Raw genomic sequence first — 18294 nt, 5'->3', positions numbered from 1 at the left:
CTTCAAGGCCTACGGTGTCCGAAACCGAACAACTGGCTAGGAGCAGTTACCGATCATCTGAAGCCAACCCGTCCCGCATCATCTGAACCCAGACATGAGCGGTGCCGGGGTGCCCTCGGTCCGAGTAGCAAGTGAGGGCCAGGCGATAGCGACGCTGCGAGCAAAGATCGCGCCTTCCCATGGTTTGCCAGATTCCGGGAATGCCTTACATAGAGCTACAGCTGGGTCACTTGGTTCCAGCAGGGAGCGGCTCATTGCAAGGTCGGCGGCGATCTGACTCTTGGGAACGCTCCGATTATTCGGAGCATCGCGAGCGGCGACCAGCGCCGAGCGGACTGCTATGGATAGTGGATCATATGGAACTTGCCGCTTGAGTAGGCAATATGCCAGATAGACCTGCTTCAGGGCGCCGATACGATATCGACGCTCGTCTAGCTTGGTGACCAACAAGTCGAACTCCCCACTATCCAGTATTTGCTTCTCGGCAGGCGTTCCCTCACCCATAATAACAATGACAAATTGACCGTCGGTAGCCCGCCTGAAGTATGTCGGCGGCAGCCTCCTTGATCCTCTTACTCCAGCCTCCTCATTAGAGATCTCCACCCGACCGAGCGCACCGTTACACCACATAGAGAACTCATCGTCGACGCGGCTCCCAAGAAGATTGTTGCAGGGAGTGCACGTCATCGTTCGGACTCGCCCATTCATAGCCTGCGGTGGCAGATGCTCGCGTGAATCTGCCGCATTTGTCACGCATATCGGGCAAATACCGAAATCGAAGTAACCTAGCTCTCCGATTATATCGACACGCACTTTCTGGCTGCCAGGTGGCGGAGTCGGTCGAACTTCGACGCCCTGGCCGGGAAGTAGGAACTTATAGGGCGGCTTCGATTTCCTCGACATTCTGCCTCTCGGGTATGATCTCGCTACCTGCACCGGCAAGCCGGGTGGAGCTTTGTCGACAAACAATCACAGCTCGTTATGCTACAGAATCAACTCTGTATCGAAGATGCTGGCGGCAGGTCGCTTACTGTCAGATGACTAATTCAACAGTCAAGATTCGAGAATGATGATTGTAGACGCGGCTCGCTCGACAGCCAAGCAGCTCCTCGCTGCTTCCCTCCCCCGCCGCTGGCGCCACGTCGAAGGGGTAGCCGGGAGAGCGAGTTTGATCCGTCCGCAGCTCGCGGAGGGGGATCTTCTCGTCGCTTCTTGCTGGCTCCATGACGTGGGCTATGCCCCGACCCTGGTTACGACTCGGTTCCACCCGCTCGACGGTGCCCGTGCGTTGCGGGAGTGGGGTGCCGACGACTTCATGTGTGGCCTGGTCGCGTTTCACTCCGCTGCGGCTCACGAGGCTGACGTCCTCGGTCTGCTCGACGAGTTGCGTGCCTTCGACGATCCGCAGGGCCTGGTGCGCGATCTGCTCTGGTACCTCGACATGACTACGAGCCCGGACGGTGGCCGCGTCTCGTTCGACGACCGCATGGCTGAAGTGCGGGAGCGCTATCCCGCCGACCACTACGTGAGCCGCGCTCTCGACCGGAGCATGGCCGACCGCCGTGGCGCCGTCGACCGCGCCGAATCGTGGCTGTCGTCCGTCGGCTTGGCTGGTCAGGTGTAGTACGGGTCCCGCCGGCTGAATCCATGCTCGATGCGCAGTCGGATCGACGGGTGCACGTCGATGCCGTCCAGTTCGGCCCGCTCGACCCACAGCACTTCCGAGGACTCGTCGCTCGTTCTCGGTTCCCCGCCGACCGGTCGGGCGCGGAAGCAGATCGAGAACTCCTGTCGGACCTCGCCGTCGGTGTAGGCCATGACGTGGTCGGGGTTGCTGTAGATGCCGACCAGGCTGGTGACCTCGATGCGGATTCCGGTCTCTTCGTCGGTCTCGCGGACCGCGGTCTCGGTCATGGTTTCGCCGAGCTCGTGGCGTCCGCCGGGGAGCGCGTAGAGGTTGTTGTCGGTGCGGCGGATCATCAGCAGCCGGTCGCGCTTGTCGGTGACGAACGCGCTCACGGCGATGACGATGCTGGTCGCCTTCGGGGCGTCCGGGTCGTGGAAGTGGTCGGTCCGGGCCACGTGCCGGTCACCAACGCGCTGGGGTCGAGGTGCTCCACACGTCGACGAAACTACGCGCATAGGTGTCGAACAGGTCCCCGGCGCCGAGCTTGCGCAGATGCAGCGCCGGGGCGTGGGCGCCGGGGACCCCGTAGACGTGGGTGTTGATGATGGCCTGGTCGTCGAACCGAAAGATCGAGTTGTAGAGCGTGGTCGTGTGGAACCGGAACTCGATGCCCGGGGTGTCCAGTAGCGGCCGGTACGCGGCCAGCCCATAGCGGATCCGCGCGGCCAGCGTCCCGGTCCCGAGGCGTTCTTCCTGGCTGCGCAGCTCGACGGCGTCGCTGTCGGGGTCGCCAAAGTTGATCCGCACGGTCACCCCGGCGCCAGCCTTCTCAGCCACGGTGCGAATGAAGTCCGGACGCTCGATGAGGAACTGGCCGGCGTGGACCAGGACGTCGATCCGGTCGGTCGCCGAGGCGAGCAGCTCGTCCCACAGCTCGGCGGGGACAGCGCCGCGGTGCGGGTAGGCGGCGACGATCTCCGAGGCCGCGATCTTCGCCTGCCGCTCGGGCGGTACCGCTGCGGGCCACAGGTAGGACTCGCTCTGCCCGACCAGCGCGGACAGCGCGGCCCGGTGCCGTGCGTACGGGGTGCGGCCCTGGGTGGCCCACCGCTCGACGGTCTTGGCGTCGACGCCGATCTGCTCGGCCGCCGTCGCGGGCGTGAGGCCGGCCCTCATCAGTGCGTCGCGCAGTCGCTCGTTCGCCATCGCCGTACCCCTCCGTGGACACGAGCTGGGACGTCTTGAGTCTAGCGGAGACGTCCTGAGATGTCCCTCTGTGTGGTCGGGCCGTCCCGGTGATTTCCGGAGTCTTAAACCTGCCCCGCTACGAGGGCCATCCCGATTCAGTCCCTGGAGGACGGTCATGGCAACGATCAAGGTCGACACCAGCGGCACCCGTTACACCGTGGGCGCGGCTCCGCGTCCGAAGAACGACATGGACGGCCGTCAGCGCACCGACCGGCAGACCGGGACGCCGCTGTTCACCACGCAGTTGGTCAAGGTCGACGCCGAGGGCGCGGAGATTCTGACGATCACGACCCCGGGTGCTCCTCAGGTGGAGCAGGGCGCGGAGGTGCGTCCGGTGGGTCTGGTGGCGATTCCGTGGCAGCAGGGCCAGCGGGCCGGTGTGGCGTTCAAGGCCGACCGGATCGAGCCCGCGCACGCGCCGGCGTCCAAGGCGTCCTGACCACTCGTCTGGTCGGTGGTGCGGGTCGGGGCTGTCTTCCCCGGAGTCCCGCCCCGCACTCCGGCGCTCCGTCGCTGTTCGCGCTTCCCGCCTCGTCGCTCGCCCCGCGTCCGGAAGGCCCTGTCATGGCTCGCAACGCCGCTCCTGCCCGCACCTTCGGTGCCGGGAAGTCCCGTGTGGACTCCTTCGAGATCATCTCCGCCCCGCCCGCCAACCCCGCCGTCCGCGTCGCCGCCCTGCTGCTGCGGCTGCGCGCGGAACTGTTCGTCCTCGCCGTCGGAGTGTGGGCGTGGGTGGCGCTGGGCCCGGACCACGTCCGCGACGAGGCCGGCCGATTCGTCGCCGTCCCGGGCACCGGCTTCGAGACCAGCACGCGGGTCGCGCTGTTTGTCACGGCCGCGCTGGTACTGGCGGGGCTGCCGTGGACGCGGCGATTCCTGTTCCACCGCGCCCAAGCCGTGCTCACCCGCCACCGGGTCCGTCAGGTCCTCGTTGAGTGCCGAGTCCTGAACTCCCGCTCCCGGGCGTGCCCGCTGACGGTGTGGGCCCGTCCGACGCGGGTCGGTGAGGTCGTGTGGGTAGTGCTGCGCGCCGGGATCGCCCCGCACGCCGTCGCGGATCAGGCCGAGGAGCTGGCGTCGGCGTGCTTCGCTCGTGAGGCGCGGGTGGTGGTGTGGCCGCGGTTCACCAACGTCGTGCGGGTCGAGATCATCCGCCGTGACCCGTTGGCCCCGAATCTGATCCGCTCGGATCTGTTCCGCTACGCCTCCGGCGACATCCACGACCCGGGCTGGCCCACCCACGACGGCCCCGACTCCGACCTCGCGGCCCCGCGCCGGGAGCCGTCCCGCCCCGTGCTGCCCGCGGCCCCACAGCCCGCGTTCGACGGCCCGTCCGACAGCGGTCGGGGTGGGGACTGGTCGGACTATGTCTGAGCACCCGCCCACACAGCCCCTCCCGCTGATCACCGACGACGAGAAGGCGCCGGGGCGGCTCGTGCGCCCGCTGCTGGTCCTGCGCCGTTGGGCCGATGAGTATCGCGCCCACCGCCGCGAACGTCGTACGGACGAGGGCCCGTCGATCTGGGAGCCGATCCACCTCGGCACCGGCGAGGACGGCCGTCCGGTCCGGGTCCCGCTGATCTACCGCAACATGCTGCTCGCCGGGGAGCCCGGCGCGGGGAAGTCGGTGGGGCTGAACAACATCGTCGCCCACGCCGCCCTCGCCACGGACTGCCGCCTGTGGCTGTTCGACGGGAAGATCGTCGAACTCGGCCTGTGGCGCTCGTGCGCCGACCGGTTCGTCGCCAACAGCCTCGACGACGCCATCTCAGCGCTGCTGGACCTGCAGTCGGAGATGGATCAGCGCTACGCCGTCCTCGACGACGAGCGCCGTCGCAAGATCGCCCCCGCCGACGGCGTCCCGCCGATCGTGGTCGTCCTCGACGAACTGGCGTACTTCTCCGCGACCGTCGGCACCAAACGCGAGCAGGAAGCGTTCTCGGTCCTGGTCCGCGATCTCGTGGCCCGCGGCCGCGCGGCGGGGATCATCGTCGTCGCGGCGACACAGCGTCCGTCGTCGGACATCATCCCGACGAGCCTGAGGGATCTGTTCGGGTATCGGTGGGCGTTCCGCTGCACCACCGACGCCAGCTCGGACATCGTGCTCGGCCACGGCTGGGCTTCCCGCGGCCACTCCGCGGCGAGCGTGGCGCCGGAGACGAAGGGCATTGGGTTCCTGCTCGCCGAGGGCGGTATCCCGCGGCGGATCAAGGCTGCGCACTTGTCCGACGAGCAGGTCTACGCCCTGGCCGACCGTGCCGCCATGCGACGGCTCGCCGCCGGGATCGCTCACGGCCAGGACCTCGACGACACCACCGGTGGTGCCGCATGACCGCCCGCCCGACGACGGCCGAGCTGGTCTATGCCGGGCTGCGTCGGTGCGCGGCTGCTCGCCGTCAGGTCAGCGCCCGCTACGAGCGCGGAGCCGTCACCGCCGCTGAGTGGGCCGACTCCCTCGCTGCGTTGCATGCCCGCGACGCCCGCTGGTGGTCTGTGCTCGCCTGCACCGCCGTTGCCGATCACACGATCCCACTCGTCTACATCGAGGCCGTGTCCGACGCCGAGGCCGGCGCCCTGCGCGCTGCCGCCGACTGGGCTCATACCGCCCGCGAGTACACCGGCACCGCTGTGGCTCGGGTGGCGTGATGGGCACCGGCCACGGCTCCGCGACCGTCGACAGCCTCGCGGCCCGACGGCTGTCCCGCCTGGCCGGAACCACCCCCGCCGCCGATCTCGTCGCCGCCACCGGACGCCGGGACGACTTCGCGGGGTGGCTGCGCCACGTTACCCCCGCCGCCGGGTGCGCCCACCCCATCCGACTGTCCGGGACCGTGTTCCGGGTCGAGGAAGCCACCGGCCGCATCACCAGCGAGCGCCACACCGCCGAGATGCCCGACGGCCTGATCTACACCCCCTGCGGCAACCGCCGCGCGAGCGTCTGCCCCTCGTGCGCGGAGACCTACCGGGCCGACACCTTCCAGCTCGTTACGGCCGGGCTGGTCGGCGGCAAGGGCACCCCCGCGAGCGTGGCCGGGCATCCGTGCGTGTTCCTGACCGTCACCGCCCCGTCGTTCGGGCCGGTCCACGCCCACCGCACCGATCGGAAAGGCCGGCCTCTTCCGTGCCGCCCCCGTCGCGAGGAGACGAGCTGCGAGCACGGGACCGGGCACGCCTGCTGGGAGCGCCACGCCGCCGACGACCCGCGGGTGGGCCGGCCGTTGTGTCTGGACTGCTACGACCATCCGCATCAGGCGGTGTGGAACTTGCACGTCGGCGAACTCTGGCGGCGCACGATGATCGCCGCCACGCGCAACCTGCGGCAGCTCGAGAAGCTCACCGGGCACAAGCTGCGGCTCTCCTACACCAAGGTCGCGGAGTTCCAGGCCCGCGGCGCGGTCCATCTGCATGCCCTGGTGCGCCTCGACGGCCGCGATCCCGACCCGGCTCTGTCGCACCTGACGCTGTCGCCGCCGCCCGGGATCTCCGCCGCGCAGGTCGCCCTGCTGCTCCGTGGAGCGGTCACCGAGACCTCGTTCACCACCGCCTCGCACCCCTACCGGCCGCAGGGTTGGCCGATCGTGTGGGGTGAGCAGGTCGACCCGCGTCCGGTCCGGCTCGCCGCCCGTGACCTCGACGACGCTGCGGAGATCACCACGACCGCCGTCGCCGCCTACCTGGCGAAGTACGCCACGAAGGCGACCGAGACCGCCGGGCACCTGTCGACCCGGCTACGGCCGGACACGGTGCGCTCCTACACCGACCACGCCACCCACTCCGGCCGTCAGATCGACGCCTGCTGGCGGCTCGGTCAACGCCCCGGCGGCTGGGACCCCGAGGAGTGGTCGACGTCCTGGGGGCGGTTGTGGCGGTGGGCGCACATGCTCGGCTTCGCCGGCCACTTCTCCACCCGCTCGCGGCGCTACTCGACCACGCTCACGGCGTTGCGGCAGGCGCGTCGGGACTGGCAGCGCGACCACGCCAACCCCCGCCCCGCCGCCGACGACGTCGAGCGCCTCGACGACGCCGAGGACACCACCGAGGTCGTCATCTCCTCGCTGCACTTCGCCGGAATCGGCTGGCACACCACCGCCGACGCCCTACTGGCCAACACCGCCGCCGCCCAGGCCCGGGCCAGGAGGCGTGCCGCCCGCGAGGAACTGACCAGCACGGCCGGATGAGGAAGGAATGGAGATGACAGACAACCACTCGGTCCTACGGCTACCGGACCGGAGCGATGACGCGGTCTCGCTGCGCGACGTCCCGGCGCCGCAGGTCTACACCGTGCGCCAGGTCGCCGGCCTGCTCGGCCTCAACCTGGGCATGACCTACGACCTGATCCGCAAGGGCGAGATCCCCGCCAAGCGGCTCGGCCGACGGTGGCTCGTGCCGCGTGAGTCGTTCCACGCCTGGCTGCTCGACATGGCGTCGGCGTCGTGAGCATCCACCTCACGCCGCAGGGGCAGTACCGGGCCAAGTGGCGCGACCCGTCCGGGCGGCAGCGGTCGAAGAACTTCGCGACCAAGCGGGAGGCGCGGGACTTCCTCGCGACGGTGCGGACGTCGGCGTCGAACGGCACCTATGTCGACCCGCAGGCCGGGCGCCTGCGCTTCGCCGAGCACGCCGAGGCATGGCTGGCGAGCAGGTCCGGGGAGTCCACCACCCGGGCCCGGGACGCCTCCGTCATGCGCACCCACGTTCTCCCGCAGTGGGGCGACTGGCAGCTCGGCAAGATCGACCACCTGTCCGTGCAGGGCTGGGTGAGCGAGCTCGGCCGCCGCCGCTCCCCCGCGACGGTCGCCGAGGCGCTGCGGCTGACCTCCGGCGTTCTGCGCTCGGCGGTGCGGAACCGGCTGATCCCGTACAACCCGTGCGAGGACGTGACTCTCCCCCGCCGCCGCAAGCATGACCACGACGACCGGGTGATCACCCGTGACCAGCTCTCGGGAGATCTGCTCCCGGCCGTCCCGGTCCGGTACCGCATGCTGGTCGCCACGACGGCGTGGACGGGGCTGCGCTGGGGTGAGGCCGTCGGGTTGCAGAGCGACGCCTTGGACCTGGCCGGAGGGACGCTACGGGTCATCCGCACCGTCGTCGAGGTCAGCGGGAACACCGGCTACAAGCCGTACCCGAAGACCGGGGCCGGCCGCAGGACGGTGCCGCTCCCCCGCTGGCTCGTGCCGCAGCTGCGTGATCACGTCGCCCGCTACGGGCTCGGTGAGCGGGGTCTGGTGTTCGCCAACGCTGTCGGCAAGCCGCTGCGGCGCACGCTGTTCCGCTCGCGGATCTGGCGGCCGTCGCTGGTCCGGGCCGGGCTGCTCGGCTCGGTCGAACACACCGGCTCCCACGAGTTCACCGGCCGCTGGATCGACGACGAGGGACGCGCGAACACGCTGGTCCGCGAGACCTACGCGGCGGCCGTCAAGGCGGTGGCCAGCGCGGCGGGCACCGGACTGCGGTTCCACGACCTGCGGCACTCGTACGCGACCTGGCTCGTCGACGACGGCGTGCCGCCGAACATGGTGCAGCGGGTGATGGGCCACGAGAGCGTCACCACGACGCTGCAGCTCTACACACGGCGGACCGAGAACCACGACCGCATCCTCGACGCCCTGGGCGGCTCGATGCTCGGCGCCGACGGCCCCGACGACGAGGACCCGGACGACGGCCCGGCCGCAGGAATGGCGGTGCTGCGGTGATCCGGGAATGTTCCCTGACTGTTCCCCGGGAACGACTGAGGCCCAACCCGAATTGCTCGGATTGGGCCTCTGACCTGCGTGGGCGATACTGGGATCGAACCAGTGACCTCTTCGGTGTGAAGCAACATCGACTGTTCCATCATGGATCTAGAAGTTGCTCTTGCATGTGCTCTGACCTGCTCAAATGTTCCTCTTCGTTCCATGCTGTCTCAGAACGTCTGTACGTGTGTTGGCTGTCAGGTTGGCTGTCTGCCATGCCTGCCACCCTCCCCGGCTCTCAGCGTGGATCTCAGAGGTTAGCTTCTGACATGCATCTCAGCTCAGAGCACACATTTGTAAAGTGCATATCATTAAGTAAGAAGCATAAGTAGTAAAGCGCAAATATGCCAGAGTTCCTGCACAACGATGCATCTATTGACTCACAGAAGTGTGTGCAAGTTTAGAGCTTAGAACCTTTTGCTGATTATGTACTACATCTAGATTGATGTGACACATTGCTTACTTGCACAGAAGTAGTGATGTGTTGTGTGTGTTATCTACTAACAACAACATTAACAATCACAACATTGTGTTCATCATCTAAGTTCAACAACACAAGACAACATGATGTGATTACATCATTTAGTCATTCATTGTGTGTTGTTCAAGTTGATATGTTGACAACAATAAGTGTCTTCGTTGTTGGATTCTAAAGACACAAACATTCATGAATGATGTGCTCTGAGACGTGCCGTCCAAGTGCGAGGCTCGTGCTGGTCCTGAGCTGCACGCTGAGCCGCGAACCTACGTCTCAGGTGTGCTGACCTTCGCTGGTCAGAGATCGTCGCTCACAGAGCATCTGAGAGCGTGACTTGAACCACACTGCTGACGTGCAGTGATCTCACGATCTTGCAAAGAATTTCGAGAGATCCACTTTCGGGTGCGAGTCCGGACGCACAGAAATTTTCGTTTTCCGGACCTGGGAGCCTTTTCCGCTTCGTTCAACCCCGTTGGTTAGTGCAATCGATCCCCGTACAGGTCCCGGTCTCGCCGGACAGACTCACGCCACGTGCCGACTTCCCCGCCTTGCCCATCACACTCGGAACCGTCACGCGGAAGCTCCGCTTCGCATGTCGCGCACCGGCTACACATGCGTACCGAGAAGTGTTCCCGCAGACACCCACGACAGAACTGTCCGTAGATCCCTTCCGGGTCCACAGACGGCTTCACGATCCGGTGTCCAGGTCCGATCTCGCCATCTCGCTCTGCGTCGTCCCACCCGCCGCCGTAGGCGTCGATCACGTCGCCCAACGTCATCCGCCATGCCATCCCGACCACTCCCCCGGCTGTCCCGAGATCAGGATGCGCCCGCGCACGCCGGGCCAGCCACCACCCCAGGGGGGGGGGTAGATCACCAGCGGGCCGGGAGGACTCCGAGAAGCACAAGCGCACCGAACACCGCGAGCGCGAGCACGAAAGCCGACGACAGAACTACAACACAGGAGAGCCACGGGCACCGCCGACGGTGAGTCGGGTACGGGAACCGCCCCGCGTGCTTCGGACTCACGAACGCCCTCCCGGCTTCCCAAGACTGGAAAGCCCAGAGTGACCTACCTTGCCAACCGTGGCAAGCGAGCCGACCGGGCCAACGGATGCGGAGATCGTCTCCGCACTTCGTGCGCTCGCTGACGCTCTCCACTCTGGACTGTCTGAAGTGGATACTGACGATCTGGTGTCGGGTGCGCAGCACTCGGAACGCTTGCGCGCTGAGACCCCGGGCCTCACAGGTCGTCTTCTCGCGGAGCTTCACCGACGCGGCCACTCGTGGCCGGTGATCGCTCGCATGACCGGCATCTCGCAATCCACTGCGTTCCGACGGGCCGATCCCTACCTAGAGCCCTGAGAGCCCCCAGGAAGCTCCGGAGAGCCGTGCCCATCTCCTTACCCCAGGAAGCCGCCAGAGGCCGCGAGCGAGGAAGACAGCGGGCAGGAAGCCGCTATGTGGGGGGTGGCAGGCACGACGAAGGGCCGTCCGGCTCCCGGACGGCCCTCCGCTAGCGAAAATGCAGTCTCCAATAGGTTCGCTCAGAGCATCCCAAACTGTTCGCGAAGAGTGCGCATCTCGTCTTCGGTAGGTGCGGGGCCTTCCTGTTCTCGCCTATCCTGTTCAAGTTCCCGCGCATAGACGTCGGGCCACGGCTCGTCTAGCTTCCGCGTGTAACGTTCGTGGTTCTCGGCATCACTGCCCATGTATTCACCACGATGACCCCAAAACCGTTCTTCGTCTGTGGCTCCGTCCATCTTCTCCCGACGACGTTCCGAACTGTCCGGATCGTCTGAGAGATCGATCGTGTCGCTAGATGGGTGGGGGGTATCGGTGAGCGTCACCGGTTCCCACTCAGAGACCACGTAGGGCATCAAGATATAGCGATCGGCCGGCATGACATTTTCTCCTTCGTTGACGTTCTGTGTCAAACTCCGGGTGCGGCTAGCTTCTTCTCGGTAGCTGCAATTCGCTGTTCAAGGTCTACCTTCTCCCAACCTGGAGTGAGTCCATCTGCTGTGACGCGGCGCAACTCCGTCTTGAATTCACGCAGTCGCCGTTGCAGCTGAGCCCTCCGGGCCGCCGTATTCGCGGTTTGGCACTCGTCGCAGTGGACGTATCGAGTGGCCCCCTGCATCTCTGGAACTTCTGTATCCGGCTGCGGGTTATACACAGCCTTCGTGCACTGCGGGCACGGCGTGTAGTCCCTGCCCGGGTTCTTGGGTTGCTCACTGCGTCGCGTCCGAGAGGTTGTAGCCGGTGGCCGATAGTCGTCCGGGAGTCGCCAGATCCACGGACCGTTGTTCTCACCCTTCGCCTTCTCCGACGTGATCCCAAGCCGCTTCTTGGCACGCATGAGCACGGACGCCGGGACATCGAATTCCTCGCACTGCTCTTGCGCCTCACGTGCCGGGATCTCGCGTCCGGGTGCATTCCAGACGAGATCCGCGAGGATACGCATAGCGCGTTCGCAGTCGTGATCGACAGAGCTAGTCATGTCAGGTTCCTTTCGGGTGTACGGATCAGGCGGCCGTGGCTGCGGCTGCCGCTACTGCGGCGTGATTACGCATCTCGCCTAGCACGACGTCGAAATCTTCCCGGGAACCGAAGAGGATCTGACGACACCGGTCACACATCGGGACGACGAAATGGATCGTCGACAGTGCTTCGTTGTGTACGCGGATCACCGGGTTCATCTGGAATCGCTTGCCCTTACGTGAAGGATCGCGCGGAAGCGCACACGTCGTACACACCCGTGCATCTCCCATCTCACGCAACGCACGTCCGGAACACGATTGGCAGTACCGGATATCTGGACTCATAGAATGCACGTAGACACCCGCGGGCCCCAGGTACAGGTCGGGTCCGTAGTCGGTCGTGGGCCGCGAACGGATGCGGTCACGAAGATGTGGACAACACCCGGAGATGTAGTCGGTTGCCGGAGTGTGTGGCCGGAACGGCTTATGGTGACGGGCGTCTGCGGCAGCGAAATCCATGACGACTTGGTAGAGCCGTCCGCGGATCTCGTCATCCGTTGGCAGAATGTGCCGACCGATTCGCTCTCGCGAGTGGTGGCCGTCAAAGGCAAACACGGTACCAACCCTTTCCGATGCAATGAGACTTCAGATGCGGCTTCTTGATATTCACAGATGGCGGATCGTATGTAGTAGTGGTGGTAGTCGTGGGCTCCGACATAGGGGCTGGAACATACGAATTAGTAGTGCTGACCGTGACTATCGGATCCCGCTGAGGGGCTTTCGGTGGATCAGGTGAGAGAATCATCAATGCACATAGCGCCATGAAGAGCGAACACGTGACACCAAGGGTGTATTTGTGCCATCGCTTCCAGCGCGAAACTGGAGTGTCATCACCCGCAAAGGGAGTGCTGCCCCCAAAACGATCATGAGATGTCAAGGTCTCCTGCGCGCAGGTACGCGTGACATATCCCTCACGACTTCTCTGCGATTCACTTCTCATTTTAGAATCCAATCTTCGCACGCAATCGTGCGATGCCGTTTGTCATTTCTGCTGAAATGTCGCGCTTTGCGGGCTCATTCAGCGTGAACAGGTTTGCCAACTTCTCTTTCTGTCTGCGATCCCTTTCGGCTTCCTCTTCAGGAGTGAGTGGATCAGGTTGCGGTTCCGGAGGTGGCGGACTCCACTTCCTCTCGATCTCGCATTCCCCACATTCCAGTACGGCTTCTTTCAGCCATTCGCTATCGCGGACAAAGCGGCGCGCTTCTGGCATCCGGGTTCCGCATGTCGTACAGACTGGCGTGTTCTTACGAATCACCATTGGTCGTCACCTCAATTTCGTTGTACGGGACCGGTTCCACAACAATCGGATGGTCGCGGAAGTAGCGGGCCGTCGTGCACATCTGACAAACCGATCGCGTGGTCGCGGTATCGCAGTATTCACAGCGCATCTGTTGTCCCCTTCGTTGTTCCCGTGACCGTCCCCCTGGTCCTGCGGCCAGCCACCCCCCGATTTTTGGTGATGTCAAGAGCACCCTGGCGGACCTGGAGTGCATAGAGCCGGTCTAGTTCACGGATGATCCTGGCCGGGAAAACCGACTTAAATACGGCTCTCTCGTTGTCATTCTTCGTGCGGATAGTGAAGAAGCGGCTTCCCTCGTGGTAAGCCACGCTGTATCCCCACCAGAGATCGATAGATCCCGTGGTGCGTTGGCAGTCCAAGAATCTGTAGAGCTCTTCCGGATAGACCATCTCGTTTCCCATCTCAATTGTTCATGTCTGTGCTGGTCGGGGCGGGTGATCGTGTCGGTCCCCGCCTATAGGCGGGGGACACGACCGACACGACTTCTCACGGGGGCCGCCGACGCATTCCGACGCATTCCGACACAAGCCGCTGACCAGCAAAAACAGCCGACACGACTTCCGACGCATTCCGACACGACCCGGCCGACACGATGCCGACGCATTCCGACACGACTTGTTCCCCGGACCCCTGGCTCACGATGTGCCACCATTCGAGATGCGATAGCCGGATGGCTGCCGGTACGGCTTTACGCTCTTGTGCTCTTGAGCATTCTTCACGACCTTTCTAGTCACGTATCCATCCGCAATAAGCACGTCAAGAGCCATGCGGAAGTGTGTTGCCGTACCCGGAATCGCATCCTCTAGAGCACGCTTGCGGATGCCGGGATGTTCTTCGATGTAGCGACTAATCAGCTCACGCAGTTCGGAATTCTCGTTTGCGATCTCGACACCGGGTCCGGTCCGAGTAGGAGGATTCATCTCACCGGAGATGTTGTGTTGGTCTGTTGCATCGATGACTAGCCGTCCGATCTCTTGGGTCCGATCTCCCTTCCGGAAGTCACCCGCATTCGCGCGCAGTGCACCCGACCGATCCTTCGCCAGTCGGATGACAGCCTCGCCGCGAATGCCCCGACCGAATGCGTTTACCATCTCGATAGTGAACGCAGCACCGTCGATAGCACCTAGCTTGTACTGAGTGCCAATAGCAAACCGCCCACGACCATCCTGAGACTTCGTGACGTGATCCATCATCAGCACCGACGAACCACCACGAGAGAAGCGCTTCGGGAACTCGTTAGTCCAACTAGCAAAGTCATCCCCGCTGTCACCCTTACAACCGAACAGCGCGAGGCAAGCCGTAATGCCATCGATCCCGACTAGCGTGAATCCGGCAGACACCAGGGATTCGAAATGCTGATCGCCTTGCCGGGGTCGGTGCTCAGGTTGCACGTATACGAACCGCTCTCGGATCGCGTCGGGAGAAGCCCCCAGAGCAGTGAGCCGCCCGATGATCTCGCTAGGGTCCGACTCGAAATCGACCAAGAGCACACGCTCACGTGTTGGCCGTTGCAGGATCTCCTTCGCGGCAAGTAGGAACGCCCAGGACTTGCCGGACTCCGGCTCCCCGTAGATGGCGTGCATTGCAGCCGGGTACAAGAGCGGCTGACCATCCGTGCGTAGCAACACCGTCGGCTTCTTGGCTTCGTACGTGCCGTCGAGATGGGCCGTCACGTCCACGGGCGCCCACGACGATCGACCACCCGTCTTAGTCACCGGGTGTTCGGCATCGGCTTCGTGTAGCGCAATACCGTCGTCGATCTGGCGTTCGATATCAGCCGCCACTTTGTCCAAGCCATCCTTATCCACCCGCCCGTTCTTAATCTGTGCACTCATGGCCGCTTCCGCTACTTCCTGCCGTGTCAGGTTCCTGGCTCCCACGTGCTTTCCTAGCTTCACAATCGCCGTGTTGGCAGGCGTGTTCCTGTTGCCCTCTGTGAGCTGTTCAATTCTTTCAATCTCTTCCCGCAGTGCAGCTAGTCCGTAACCACGGTGGTTCGTAGGCATCTTCTTTACCCCCGTACCACCCTGCTCTTCGCTTCTTGCAATACCAATCCGGTTCGTAGTGCTCACGTGGGTTTTAGATTGAGGAAGTGGGGGGTGGCCGGCCGAAATGCCCGGGGCAGTCAGGACATCGATAAGCGGACGGGGAAGCGGCGTGATCTCACAGTCTCGAATGACCATGTAGACGTGCCCGGATTCGTGCTCAGACCCTGGGGCGACGACGTAGCCGCCCTGGCCCCTCACGTCGATTGCGTAGTCGAGTGAGCGGAAGACGTGCGAGTTGCCAATGGGCACATGGGGTGCACTGAAGTAGAAGTGGCGGCCCTTAGCTGTGGACACGGTGAACGTCTCAGGAAGCGAGATCCCATGAGCATCACAGAAGCGCTCATATTCACCGTGCTCATCTTCGTCAATGACGACGATGCCGGACGGCCCACACGCAATGCCGATGTTGCGACCACGCTTAGCCCATCCGGCTACACGGTTCGCGTCAGTCGTCGAGTCCTGGTCCGGCTTCTTACAAGCCGGGTGCTTTCCCACGTCGCTGCACTTCTTACGCGAGCACGAACACCCGCTAACGGTGTGCGCATTCGGAGAATGCAGCGGAAAGAGATGCAAGCCCCGTCCGAGAAGATCGGACAGAACGGGGCTGAGATGTTGCGGATTCTCAGTCCCCGGCGTAGAATCATGCGTAGCAGTCATTCGATTGTCTTCCTTATCGAGTGTTTGTCACCCGAAAAGCAAATGTCACTATGCCGACGCAACATGCTTTTCGTTTGAAGTACCTGTATCAACCCTCTGACGAGCGGCCTGTGAAACCTGGGGACAGGGTTTGCGGGCCGTTCGTCATGTTCGGGTTAACTCATGCCGCTAGCTTCTCGATGTACTCGTGAACTTCCGAGACCTTGAACCGAGTAAGCCCGCCCATCTTGATTCGACGCAGCTTTCCTGAGTTGGTCATTCGATAGACTTGCGCACGGCTAATCTGTAGGACTTCCATGACCTCAGGAACCGTGTAGAGAATCTTCTCCGGCTTGGTCTTGGGCGCATTAGATGTGGTCATTGCGTTCCCTCACGAATGGGTGTCTCACCGCTTCTCCGGCGTGCTATAAGTGTAGAGGGGCGGCGCATGGTGTCGCACCCGTTCGGGCAATTGCCGCAATCAATTTCTCACATTCATTAATCAACTCTGCAAAACCCTCTCTGCGAACAGGTCTGCCCTGCCCAGATGGCTTGCCAGAGTTGGAAAAGCCGCGTACGATCGCGCGTAGCTAAACCACGGAAGGAACCGAGATGACGAAGCCGACGACGAAGCCCCGTGCACGACGCGAGAAGGGGGAGGGCACCGTCTTCTTCCACGAGGGTCGGCAGCGTTGGGTTGCCACGTTGGATCTCGGGAAGGATGCCCAGGGCCGTCGTCGCCGTAAGACGTTCACCGCCGTGAAGCGTGCAGACGTCGTGAAGGCTCTTCGTGATGCGAAGCGGCAGCACGAAGACGGCAAGCCTCTCGTGGCGGCGAACGACACCGTGGCCGCTCTTCTCGCCGACTACTTGGAGAAGGGCCTACCGGGATCGGTTCGGACGTCGAACACCCGTGCCGGGTACGTGTGGGCCATTGAGAAGCACATCTCCCCCGCCATCGGCGCGGTCCGGCTTCGTGACCTCACTCCCGACCACGTGGACGCCATGCTGACGGAGAAGCGTGACTCCGGACTTGGGCACCGTTCGTTGGTGCAGCTTCACCGGGTGCTGACCGTGGCTCTCCGATGGGCAGAACGTCGGGGCCGTATCGCTCGCAACGTGGCCGCTCTGTGCGACACCCCGGTAGACGGAGCACGTCGCCCCTCTCGTGCTTTCCTGCCCGCTGAGATCACGTCTCTTCTCGCCGTCGTGAACCAGGTGGACGACCAGGCTGCGAAGAACCCCCGTGGCAACGCTGTCCGGCTTGCCGCCGCGTGGTGCGTCATGGCGGGTATGGGTCTGCGGCCCGGAGAGTGCTTTGCCCTCTCGTGGGACGACGTGGACTTCGACGCCGCGCACGCAGACGGCAATGGGAAGGGAGTCCTGCACGTGAACGGATCTCTAGTCCGCGACCAGGCGACCAACTCGCTCTACGTCGGCCCCACGAAGACGGCGAAGTCACGGCGACGGCTGGACATGCCCGCTCCCGTCGCGGAAGCCCTCCGGGCACACCGACGGTGGCAGCGTGAGCTTCGGATGGCGGCCGGTGGCGACTGGCGGATCGGACTCGCGGATGAGACGCCGGATCTCGTCTTCACGAACGCCACGGGCGGTGCACTGGACCCCTCCGCCGTCCGGCGACGGTTCAAGCGGCTCTGTGTCGCGGCAGGGCTCTCGGATGACCGGCACCCCCACGAACTCCGCCACTCCGTGACGTCGTTCCTCGTGGCCCAGGGCGTCCCGCTTACGGCTGTCTCGGATCTCCTGGGGCACGAGAGCACGCGGACTACGGACCAGGTCTACCGGCACGTGATCGTGGCGTCGCAGTCGGCGGCGCTGGGAACGGCAGCCCTCTTCGGACCTCCGGCAGCCGGTGCGACCGGCTGACAGCCAAACCAGGCTGTCAGAAGCCCGTTGGCTGACAGATTGGCTATCAACAGCGGGAAGCCATCCGGAAACAAGAAGGCCCCAGGTCTCTGACCTGGGGCTTTTCTGTGGGCGATACTGGGATCGAACCAGTGACCTCTTCGGTGTGAACGAAGCGCTCTCCCCCTGAGCTAATCGCCCTCAGCGGTGTCCCGTACTTTACACAGCCCGCTCCCCACCGACCGCGGGGGGTCGGTCCCGATCACCGCACCTCCGGCACGACCCCCGGCGCAGGCATCCCGCCCGGCGCCGGCCCGACCGGCGGCCCCATCATCGGCTTGAGCGGCGACTCCAGCCAGGCCCACTCGATCCCGACCCACCCGCCGACGCTGTCGAAGACCCCGAACAGCCACGCGCACACGGCGACCACGCCCAGGATCAGCGTCATCACCAGCAGCTGCACCGGCCGGGTCTGCCGGTGCATCCAGGCCACCCAGGCGTCGTAGCGCACCCGCACCCAGTGCAGCAGCCGCTTGGCCCAGCGGAACTCGGCGGCGAGCACGCCGAGACCGAGGAAGATGATCGCCCATCCGGGGCCGGGTGCGGGAAGCGCGATGATCCCGAGGACCACGATCGCGGTGCCGAGCACACCCGCGGTGATCCGGTAGCTCAGGTCGAGCACGGGCCGGCAGGCGACCTCGGCCCGGAAGGCCCGGTAGCGGACCTTGGTCCGCCGGAACCACTTGCGGATCCCGGTGTACCGGCGGCGGGGCTGCTGCCCGGCCACCGGCGCACCGGCGTCGTTCTGTTCC

At 64.4% G+C, this 18294-nt stretch carries 17 protein-coding genes and 1 tRNA gene; 9 read left to right on the top strand and 9 right to left on the bottom strand.

The genetic code is table 11. The features are described 5' to 3' along the window. Nucleotides 1–1168 precede the first annotated feature (1168 nt). The gene (locus tag ACVJO7_RS20340; protein ID WP_491674184.1) at nucleotides 1169–1624 is read left to right on the top strand and encodes a phosphohydrolase; all 456 of its coding nucleotides are present in this window, start codon (nucleotides 1169–1171) and stop codon (nucleotides 1622–1624) included. Here the strand turns inward: ACVJO7_RS20340 and ACVJO7_RS20335 are convergent. Together ACVJO7_RS20335 and ACVJO7_RS20330 are read right to left on the bottom strand one after the other, a co-directional pair. Continuing rightward, on the bottom strand, nucleotides 1615–2082 hold the full coding sequence (locus tag ACVJO7_RS20335; RefSeq protein ID WP_491674183.1) for an NUDIX hydrolase: 468 nt from the start codon (nucleotides 2080–2082) through the stop codon (nucleotides 1615–1617). The genes ACVJO7_RS20340 and ACVJO7_RS20335 overlap by 10 nt on opposite strands. 7 nt (nucleotides 2083–2089) lie before the next feature. After that, the gene (locus ACVJO7_RS20330; RefSeq protein WP_491674182.1) at nucleotides 2090–2833 is read right to left on the bottom strand and encodes a helix-turn-helix domain-containing protein; all 744 of its coding nucleotides are present in this window, start codon (nucleotides 2831–2833) and stop codon (nucleotides 2090–2092) included. Between the two features lie 157 nt (nucleotides 2834–2990). Here ACVJO7_RS20330 and ACVJO7_RS20325 point away from each other — a divergent pair, with 157 nt between their 5' ends. From ACVJO7_RS20325 to ACVJO7_RS20295, 7 genes are all read left to right on the top strand, one after another. After that, complete coding sequence (locus ACVJO7_RS20325) at nucleotides 2991–3314, top strand: hypothetical protein (protein WP_491674181.1); 324 nt, start codon at nucleotides 2991–2993, stop codon at nucleotides 3312–3314. Between the two features lie 125 nt (nucleotides 3315–3439). Beyond that, nucleotides 3440–4249 (top strand): hypothetical protein, encoded by an 810-nt coding sequence (locus tag ACVJO7_RS20320; RefSeq protein WP_491674180.1) that lies wholly within the window; start codon nucleotides 3440–3442, stop codon nucleotides 4247–4249. Beyond that, nucleotides 4242–5207 (top strand): FtsK/SpoIIIE domain-containing protein, encoded by a 966-nt coding sequence (locus ACVJO7_RS20315; protein ID WP_491674179.1) that lies wholly within the window; start codon nucleotides 4242–4244, stop codon nucleotides 5205–5207. Before ACVJO7_RS20320 ends, ACVJO7_RS20315 begins: the two co-directional genes overlap by 8 nt. Continuing rightward, on the top strand, nucleotides 5204–5521 hold the full coding sequence (locus ACVJO7_RS20310) for a hypothetical protein (protein WP_491674178.1): 318 nt from the start codon (nucleotides 5204–5206) through the stop codon (nucleotides 5519–5521). Before ACVJO7_RS20315 ends, ACVJO7_RS20310 begins: the two co-directional genes overlap by 4 nt. Beyond that, entirely contained in the window at nucleotides 5521–7053 is a 1533-nt protein-coding gene (locus ACVJO7_RS20305; RefSeq protein ID WP_491674177.1) for a replication initiator, read from the top strand. The genes ACVJO7_RS20310 and ACVJO7_RS20305 overlap by 1 nt, the downstream gene beginning before the upstream one ends. Nucleotides 7054–7066: 13 nt before the next feature. Next, nucleotides 7067–7312, top strand: a complete 246-nt coding sequence (locus ACVJO7_RS20300) for a helix-turn-helix domain-containing protein (protein WP_491674176.1) — start codon at nucleotides 7067–7069, stop codon at nucleotides 7310–7312. Continuing rightward, complete coding sequence (locus ACVJO7_RS20295; protein ID WP_491674175.1) at nucleotides 7309–8571, top strand: tyrosine-type recombinase/integrase; 1263 nt, start codon at nucleotides 7309–7311, stop codon at nucleotides 8569–8571. Before ACVJO7_RS20300 ends, ACVJO7_RS20295 begins: the two co-directional genes overlap by 4 nt. Nucleotides 8572–10635: 2064 nt before the next feature. Here the strand turns inward: ACVJO7_RS20295 and ACVJO7_RS20290 are convergent. The 5 genes from ACVJO7_RS20290 to ACVJO7_RS20270 form a co-directional block, all read right to left on the bottom strand. Then, on the bottom strand, nucleotides 10636–10992 hold the full coding sequence (locus ACVJO7_RS20290) for a hypothetical protein (RefSeq protein WP_491674174.1): 357 nt from the start codon (nucleotides 10990–10992) through the stop codon (nucleotides 10636–10638). Between the two features lie 624 nt (nucleotides 10993–11616). Then, a complete protein-coding gene (locus tag ACVJO7_RS20285; protein ID WP_491674173.1) occupies nucleotides 11617–11790 on the bottom strand; it encodes a hypothetical protein in 174 nt (57 codons plus the stop codon). Nucleotides 11791–12572: 782 nt separating this feature from the next. Beyond that, nucleotides 12573–12842: a hypothetical protein gene (locus ACVJO7_RS20280; protein WP_491674172.1), complete on the bottom strand. Its 270-nt coding sequence runs from the start codon at nucleotides 12840–12842 to the stop codon at nucleotides 12573–12575. A gap of 725 nt (nucleotides 12843–13567) precedes the next feature. Next, nucleotides 13568–15637 carry a bifunctional DNA primase/polymerase gene (locus tag ACVJO7_RS20275; RefSeq protein WP_491674171.1) on the bottom strand — a complete coding sequence of 690 codons (2070 nt, stop codon included), beginning with the start codon at nucleotides 15635–15637 and terminating at the stop codon, nucleotides 13568–13570. A gap of 160 nt (nucleotides 15638–15797) precedes the next feature. Beyond that, on the bottom strand, nucleotides 15798–15998 hold the full coding sequence (locus ACVJO7_RS20270; RefSeq protein ID WP_491674170.1) for a helix-turn-helix domain-containing protein: 201 nt from the start codon (nucleotides 15996–15998) through the stop codon (nucleotides 15798–15800). Nucleotides 15999–16228: 230 nt separating this feature from the next. Between ACVJO7_RS20270 and ACVJO7_RS20265 the strand changes: the two genes are divergently transcribed. Beyond that, nucleotides 16229–17503, top strand: coding sequence for a tyrosine-type recombinase/integrase (locus tag ACVJO7_RS20265; protein WP_491674169.1), 1275 nt, complete (start codon nucleotides 16229–16231; stop codon nucleotides 17501–17503). 108 nt (nucleotides 17504–17611) lie between these two features. On the opposite strand, the gene ACVJO7_RS20260 is transcribed toward ACVJO7_RS20265, so the two are convergent. Next, nucleotides 17612–17683 (bottom strand) — tRNA-Val (locus ACVJO7_RS20260). Nucleotides 17684–17744: 61 nt separating this feature from the next. Beyond that, entirely contained in the window at nucleotides 17745–18269 is a 525-nt protein-coding gene (locus ACVJO7_RS20255; protein WP_491674168.1) for a TIGR02611 family protein, read from the bottom strand. Nucleotides 18270–18294: the final 25 nt, after the last annotated feature.

Source organism: Pseudonocardia sp. DxW (genome assembly GCF_058448985.1).
The sequence above is the reverse complement of the archived record's forward strand: the minus strand, read 5'-3'. Positions and strand labels throughout refer to the sequence as shown.